At 62.9% G+C, this 6329-nt stretch carries 7 protein-coding genes, 2 tRNA genes and 1 pseudogene; 5 read left to right on the forward strand and 5 right to left on the reverse strand.

Annotated elements, in window-relative coordinates; all coding sequences use genetic code 11:
• The first annotated feature begins 3 nt into the window (after positions 1-3).
• A complete protein-coding gene (gene efp / locus BKY27_RS09190; RefSeq protein WP_071674168.1) occupies positions 4-567 on the forward strand; it encodes an elongation factor P in 564 nt (187 codons plus the stop codon).
• Positions 568-636: 69 nt separating this feature from the next.
• On the opposite strand, the gene BKY27_RS09195 is transcribed toward efp, so the two are convergent.
• The 4 genes from BKY27_RS09195 to BKY27_RS09210 form a co-directional block, all read right to left on the reverse strand.
• Positions 637-1482, reverse strand: a complete 846-nt coding sequence (locus tag BKY27_RS09195) for a rhomboid family intramembrane serine protease (protein ID WP_071674169.1) — start codon at positions 1480-1482, stop codon at positions 637-639.
• A gap of 48 nt (positions 1483-1530) precedes the next feature.
• Positions 1531-2748, reverse strand: coding sequence for a hypothetical protein (locus tag BKY27_RS09200; RefSeq protein ID WP_071674170.1), 1218 nt, complete (start codon positions 2746-2748; stop codon positions 1531-1533).
• A 115-nt stretch (positions 2749-2863) separates the two neighbouring features.
• The gene (locus tag BKY27_RS09205; protein WP_071674171.1) at positions 2864-4240 is read right to left on the reverse strand and encodes a TolC family outer membrane protein; all 1377 of its coding nucleotides are present in this window, start codon (positions 4238-4240) and stop codon (positions 2864-2866) included.
• A 49-nt stretch (positions 4241-4289) separates the two neighbouring features.
• The gene (locus tag BKY27_RS09210; protein ID WP_071674172.1) at positions 4290-4943 is read right to left on the reverse strand and encodes a protein-L-isoaspartate O-methyltransferase family protein; all 654 of its coding nucleotides are present in this window, start codon (positions 4941-4943) and stop codon (positions 4290-4292) included.
• Positions 4944-5074: 131 nt separating this feature from the next.
• On the opposite strand from BKY27_RS09210, the gene BKY27_RS09215 reads away from it, so the two are divergent.
• The 4 genes and pseudogenes from BKY27_RS09215 (at position 5075) to BKY27_RS09225 (ending at position 6008) form a co-directional block, all read left to right on the forward strand.
• Positions 5075-5154: transfer RNA gene (locus tag BKY27_RS09215), tRNA-Cys, on the forward strand.
• Between the two features lie 116 nt (positions 5155-5270).
• Positions 5271-5344: transfer RNA gene (locus tag BKY27_RS09220), tRNA-Cys, on the forward strand.
• A 70-nt stretch (positions 5345-5414) separates the two neighbouring features.
• Positions 5415-5558: pseudogene (locus tag BKY27_RS20570) on the forward strand (DUF6538 domain-containing protein); the annotation flags it as partial.
• A 78-nt stretch (positions 5559-5636) separates the two neighbouring features.
• Entirely contained in the window at positions 5637-6008 is a 372-nt protein-coding gene (locus BKY27_RS09225) for a hypothetical protein (protein WP_146636216.1), read from the forward strand.
• A gap of 1 nt (position 6009) precedes the next feature.
• On the opposite strand, the gene BKY27_RS09230 is transcribed toward BKY27_RS09225, so the two are convergent.
• A partial coding sequence (locus tag BKY27_RS09230) for an integrase core domain-containing protein (RefSeq protein ID WP_407668413.1) occupies positions 6010-6329 on the reverse strand: 320 nt, incomplete at its 5' end.

The raw sequence follows: 6329 nt of genomic DNA on the forward strand, positions 1-6329 counted from the left end.
CCAATGCCCAAGATCAACGGCAACGAAATTCGCCCGGGAAACGTGCTCGAGCATAACGGCGGCCTTTGGGCGGCTGTTAAAGTGGATCACGTCAAACCCGGCAAGGGCGGTGCCTTCGCCCAGGTCGAGATGCGCAACCTGCGCAACGGTTCGAAACTGAACGAACGCTTCCGCTCGGCCGACAAGGTGGAACGCGTCCGCCTTGAGCAAAAAGATCAGCAGTTCCTTTACGAGACTGACGGGATGCTGGTGTTCATGGACACCGAAACCTACGAGCAGATCGAACTGCCCGCCGAGATCCTTGGCGACCGTCGCCCCTTCCTGCAAGACGGTATGACCGTCGTCGTGGAATTTCATGACACCGAGGCGCTGAACGCCACGCTGCCCCAGAAAGTGACCTGCAAGGTTGTCGAGACCGAGCCGGTGGTCAAAGGCCAGACCGCGGCAAACAGCTTCAAGCCCGCTATTCTCGACAATGGGGTCAAGGTGATGGTGCCGCCCTTCGTCGGGCAGGACGAAGACATCATCGTCAACACCGAGACCATGGAATACGCCGAACGCGCCTGAGGGCGACGCGACGCAAGCCATTCGACAGCACCTTCGCCCGGCTCCGCAAGGGGCCGGGCGGGTCGCGTTTCAGCGATGGCCACCCCAAGGAGACCCCCGGCCTGACCGCCGCTGCCCGGCCCGAGGCACCCGTGTCGGATCGGCGTCATGACCTTGGCGTTGCGCCCCCCGCCGGCCAGCAAGCGGAATGGCCGAACGCCGTGTCTCCGGGTACTGAACCTCTTCATGCGGCGGGCGGCCATGTGTGCGGTCCCAGAAGGCCGGGCCGCCACGCCGGAGCCATGCGGGCAGGATCAGGATCACCCCGGCCACAAAGCCGCCGATATGCGCCCAGTAGGCGACGCCACCGCCCGCACCAACGCTGGAGGCCCCGTTGGCCAGCTGCATCCCGAACCAAAGGCCAAGCATCAGCCACGCCGGAACCGTCACCACCCTGATGAAGACAAACAGGATGAACAGCAGATCGACCCGGGCCTTGGGAAACATCAGCAGATAGCCCCCCATCACGCCCGCAATGGCCCCCGACGCGCCCACCATCGGCACCGTCGAGGTCGGATCGGCCAATACCTGCCCCATGGCTGCAGCAACACCGCAGACGAGGTAGAACAGCAAGAACCCCACATGGCCCAACTGATCCTCCAGATTGTCGCCGAAGATCCAGAGAAACAGCATGTTGCCGATAATGTGCATCCAGCCACCATGCAGGAACATAGAGGTCACGATCGTGCGCATCTCGATCCCGTGCGACACCTCGGCCGGGACCAAGGCCCAATCCGAATAGAACGCCATCAGCAGCCGGTCACTGCCGCCGATGGAGGGGAAATAGCTGAGAAACACCACGACGTTGACCGCGATCAACGCCCAGGTGACAAAGGGGGTCCGTTCGGACGGGTTGTGATCACGCAGCGGAAACATAGGGTCCAGATTGAGGCCCCCGAAGCTCAGGTCAAGGGGCTTCGGGCGTCAATCGAGGTCTTGTGCCGACAGGGCCAGCCTAATTTCCCGCCGAACCAACTTGCGGATGTTGCGGGTGATGCGAACGCCCATCTCGCCCTGCAACTCTTCGCGCACAACCTCGGCGATGATCTCGCGCAGGGTGTCTTCGTCCACGAACCCGTCGCTTTCGTCTGGAAAGGTGAAGGGCGAGTCGCTGCCAAGATCCTCGAAGTCCGGGGATGCGCCGAACACTTGGGCCCCGTCGCTCGCTGCGGTGGTTTCCGCGGCCTCCGATCCGCTTGCAAGATCTGACCAATCCGCAGGGTCGGCAGGGTCGGGACTGCCGGAAAACTCGGTCACGACCGTCTCCAGCGCCTCCAGCGGGTCGACCTCGGCGGTCTCGTCCACCTCCGGCTGTGCCTCTGGCGGGGCGTCGGCGTCTGGCTCCTGCGCGGAATCGGGCACCGGGCGCAGGATCTGCACCTTGACGCGTTGTGCGTTGCTGTCCTCGCGGACCGGCGTCTCTGTGCCGACGTCGCGGGCGCTGCGCACCTCGGCCAGATCCAACGTCGCCGACGGCAGATCGTCCTCGTTGATCGCGTCGTTGTCGTCTTCCGGCTCGTAGGCCGAAACGCTGGAGGTGGAGCGGATGAAGGAAAGCGGCGGCAGATCGGTATCGTCCTGCCCGTCCGATGTAGCACCGTCGTCCTGCGGACCGCCGAACACGGCCTCGGTCACGTCGAGCGGCGCCTCCAGCGCGTCACCTGGATCAGATGCCTCGGCAGGCGGTGTCAGGTCGCCGTCCTCCCATTGGTCGGCCAATAATTGCGGATCGGCATCGTCAACCGAGACAGGCCCGTCGCCCCAAATCTCGTGCTCCCACTCAGAGGTGGATTCTTCGTGATCCCGCGGCGCGCCATGCGCGTCCTCGACCGAGGGCGTTTCCGTGGCGTCGATCGTGTCGCCGGTGCCGAACACGGGCGCTGGCGCGGCAGGGTCGTGTCCCGGTTCCGGCCCCTCTGCCCGAGGAGAGATCGTCCGCCACGGATCTTCCGGGTCAGTCACCCGAAGGGCCTGCGTCAGGATCAGCTTGTCAGAGGCGCTTTCGTCGGTGGGGGCCGCTGGCGCCGCATCCTCCGCAGCCTCGGGCATGGTGGGCCGAGCCACGGGCTGGTTTTCCGACACAAGCCGACGAATCGAAGACAGGACATCCTCGATATCATCCGATTTCGCTGCATCCGCCATCGAATTGCTCTCCGCTCTTGCCGCGCCTGCCCCTGGCGCAATGGCCTGTTTTCAAGACAGGATAGCGCCAGCGGCCGATGCGGGCAACGGATAGCTCAAAATTGAGGAATTGGACTTAGTTGCGGCCCATTCGGTCGAGCACCGCGTCAAGCTGCGCCCCGCGTGTCGTGGGGTTGCGCATGGGGGCGGAACTAACGGTGTTGTAGTAGGCCGTCGGGTCATATTCCGGCACGTCCAGCCCCAGATGTTCAACTGTCAACAGGCCCATGGCCTGCATCAGGCCATAGCTGGCGAGGTAAAGGTTGGTCTGTGCCTCGATAAGGCCGATGCGCGCTTCGAGCAGGGTCTGCTCTGCATCCAGAACGTCCAGCGTGGTGCGCGCGCCAAGCGACGCTTCTTCCTGCACCCCCTCGAACGCCAGTCGGCTGGCGCGAATCTGCTGCTGCGAGGCTTGGATCGAGGCCGACGCGATGCGGATCTGGGCAAAGGCATTGCCGATGCCCTGAACAACAGAACGGGTGGTCTGGGTCAGTTCCGATTGCGAGGCATGAAGTGTCGCCAAGGCTGAACGTTCCGCAGACGCAAGGCGCCCGCCCGCGTAGATCGGCTGCGTCAGGCGCAGCGTGAACCTGGTGTTGCCTTCCCCGTCTGCGGAGGGCGCGGGATCGAACCCGGTGGTCGCCTCGAAATTCAGTTCAGGGCCGTAGTTGGTGCGCGCTGCATCGACGCTCAACTCATTGGCACGCACGGTGTGTTGCATCGCAAGGATCTGCGGATGCGACTGGCGGGCGATGGCCTCGGCGTCGGCCTGCGTCTGCGGCAGGGACGGAACCGCGCCCGGACCGCTCAGTCCGTTGGGGGCCCGGCCAACGGCCAGTTCAAACAGGCTCTGGTCGATCATGAGCTGGCCTTGCGCCGACACAAGCGCCCGGCGCGCCTGCGCCAGAGTTGCCTCGGCCTGCGCCACGTCCGTGCGCGTGGCCTCGCCCACGTCAAAGCGGTCTTCGGCGGCGCGCAACTGTTGGGTAATAACCCGCACGTTGCTTTCGCGGACCGAGATCACCTGCATGTCCTGCCACAGGTTGATATACGCACTGACAGCATCGGCCAGAACGTTCTGTTCCAATGCGACCAGAGATTGCCGGGTGCCAAGCACGGCCTCTTGCGCCGCATCGCGGGACAAGCGGGTGCCGCCGCCGTCATAGAGCAACATCGACAAGGACAGCCCGAGCGAGTCGGTTTGGCGATCTGCCGGGATGTCATAGGCGGATTGGGCCACGAAGCTCAGCACTGGGCGCAGCCCGGCCACCTGCTGCGCGACGCCCTCGTCCTGCAACCGCAACAGGTAGCGGTTCTGCTCCAGCAGATCGGAATTGCGATAGGCGTCGGACAGGGTGTCGGACAGGGTATCCGCGCTCGCCACGAAGGGCGTCAGCGCCGATCCAACGGCGATCAGGGTAGCGGCCAAGGTTCGTTGGATCGTCGCGCGCATTGTGTTCTGTCCCAAATGATATGTCCGGGGCATTGCCCGGAGGTTTGTCTTATAAGACGAAACCCGTCTCTTTTGTGAAGCCCGTCAACACGGGTGCCGTGGCGTTAAACATCATTCGCCACGTGATCTTGCCATTCCATTTGTGGCCGATCCGGCATTCGCCAAGCGCCCCGTCCATGAAAATTGCCGCGATCCGGCCACCGTCTTTGAGCTGGTCTATCAGCGCGGCGGGGATCTGTTCGACCCCGCCCTCGACACAGATCACGTCATAGGGGCCGTGCTTGGCACTGCCCGCAGCCAAATCGCCCTTGATCACGGCGACATTGTCGACACCGTGCTCGGAAAGAGTCGATTGCGCCTCGGCGGCGAGGCTCTCGACCTCTTCCACGGCGACGACGGCTTCGGCCAGATGCGCAAGGACGGCGGCAGAATACCCAAGACCAACGCCCAGATCGAGGACCATCTCGTCGGGCTGCACGTTCAGCATGTCGAGCATCTTGCCCTGCGTGCGCGGCTCCAACACCACTCGTCCGCCCTCAAGCGTCACGTTTTCCCCCATATAGGCCACGTGGCGCAGCGCTTCGGGCAAATAAGCCTCGCGCGGGACGGAGAGCATCGCTTCGATGATGTTGAACTTGGTCACGTCCTGCGTGCGGACCTGCGTGTCGACCATCATGGTGCGAAGGGCGGCGAAATCTTGCATGTTCGGACCCGGGGCTGGAGTTGTTTCGCCCCTCATGCCACAGCACGGCGGGAGGGGCAACGGACAAGCCGCCGCGTCCGCTCCCTGCCCGCGCTTGCATCGGCGCGGCCGATGGGGCAAGAAAACCGCAAGGTGAGTTGGCGGAGTGGTCGAACGCAACGGATTGCAAATCCGTATACCATCACCGGTTCGAATCCGGTACTCACCTCCACCCCCGCGCCCACACAAGCTTCTGCTTCAGGGGGGGTGACGTATTTCCCCACCTTGCGTGCAAAGGCCGCTTGCACAAACCCGGAGGATGGGGCAAAACGCGCGAACACCACCGGCGGCGAGTTGGCGGAGTGGTGACGCAGCGGATTGCAAATCCGTGTACACCGGTTCGATTCCGGTACTCGCCTCCATTTCATTCTAAATCATAGGGTTAGCGGCTGAACGGTCGGGTGTGACACAAAGTGGGACACACGCCCTATGATGCTGTCATCCTATCTAAGCCCCTCAAGACACGGGATTTACTACTTCCGCTGGCCTATCCCTCCATCCATAGAGGGAAAGCGGACCACCGTTCGCATCTCTTTGCGCACCCGTTGCCCAGATCGGGCTGGCGATCTCGCTCGCCATCTTGCATCTTGTGGGCGAATACTACGCGAGAACAATGCATTGGCGGGACTGAGACAAAGCGAGATACGCGACAAGGTGCAAGCCTACTTCAAGGCGCAACTGGACCAGTACCTTGACTGGCTGGACCGGCGCGGCCTGTCGAAGAACGCCTTGGAAGACGTTCGCTGCGAGATGCTGGATCACGAAAGCTATCTCGACATGGAGATGGAGAGCGACCAGTACCTGCCTGTCAAACCGTTCCTGAGAAAATCGGGTCTGACGGCGCAGGACTGGCAAGCCAGCCAGCCGATGATGCAACGCGAACTCCGCAAGGGTCGCCGGGACTTGCTCAGAGCCGTTCTAGAAGCCGCTGAGCGCCTTGAGCATTATTCCTATGACGATGCCCCGGCCATCGCTCCTGCCGCTCCTATGAGCCACTCCCCATCGGTTGGACAGGATCTGGCGTAAATCAAGCTACTCGTTGCACCTGCTGACCGGTTTGGGTTTCGTCTTTTCGCAGCCAGTAGACCACGGCCGGGGGTTTGCCGCCAAGGGCGGAATGGGGGCGCTTGCGGTTGTAGAACTCGATCCACCTGCCGACACCGGCTTTCGCCTCTGATCCGGTTTCCCAAGCATGCAGGTAGACGCACTCGTATTTCAGGGTCCGCCAGAGCCGCTCGATGAAGATATTGTCCAGGAAGCGCCCCTTTCCGTAAGCGGTTCGCCGCCCCCACACTTTCGAGCTGACGTGTGATCTGCGATTCAGAGGCTTCTTTGGTTTGTGGGGAG

It is taken from the genome of Nioella nitratireducens (assembly GCF_001879715.1).
Lineage (GTDB): Bacteria > Pseudomonadota > Alphaproteobacteria > Rhodobacterales > Rhodobacteraceae > Nioella > Nioella nitratireducens.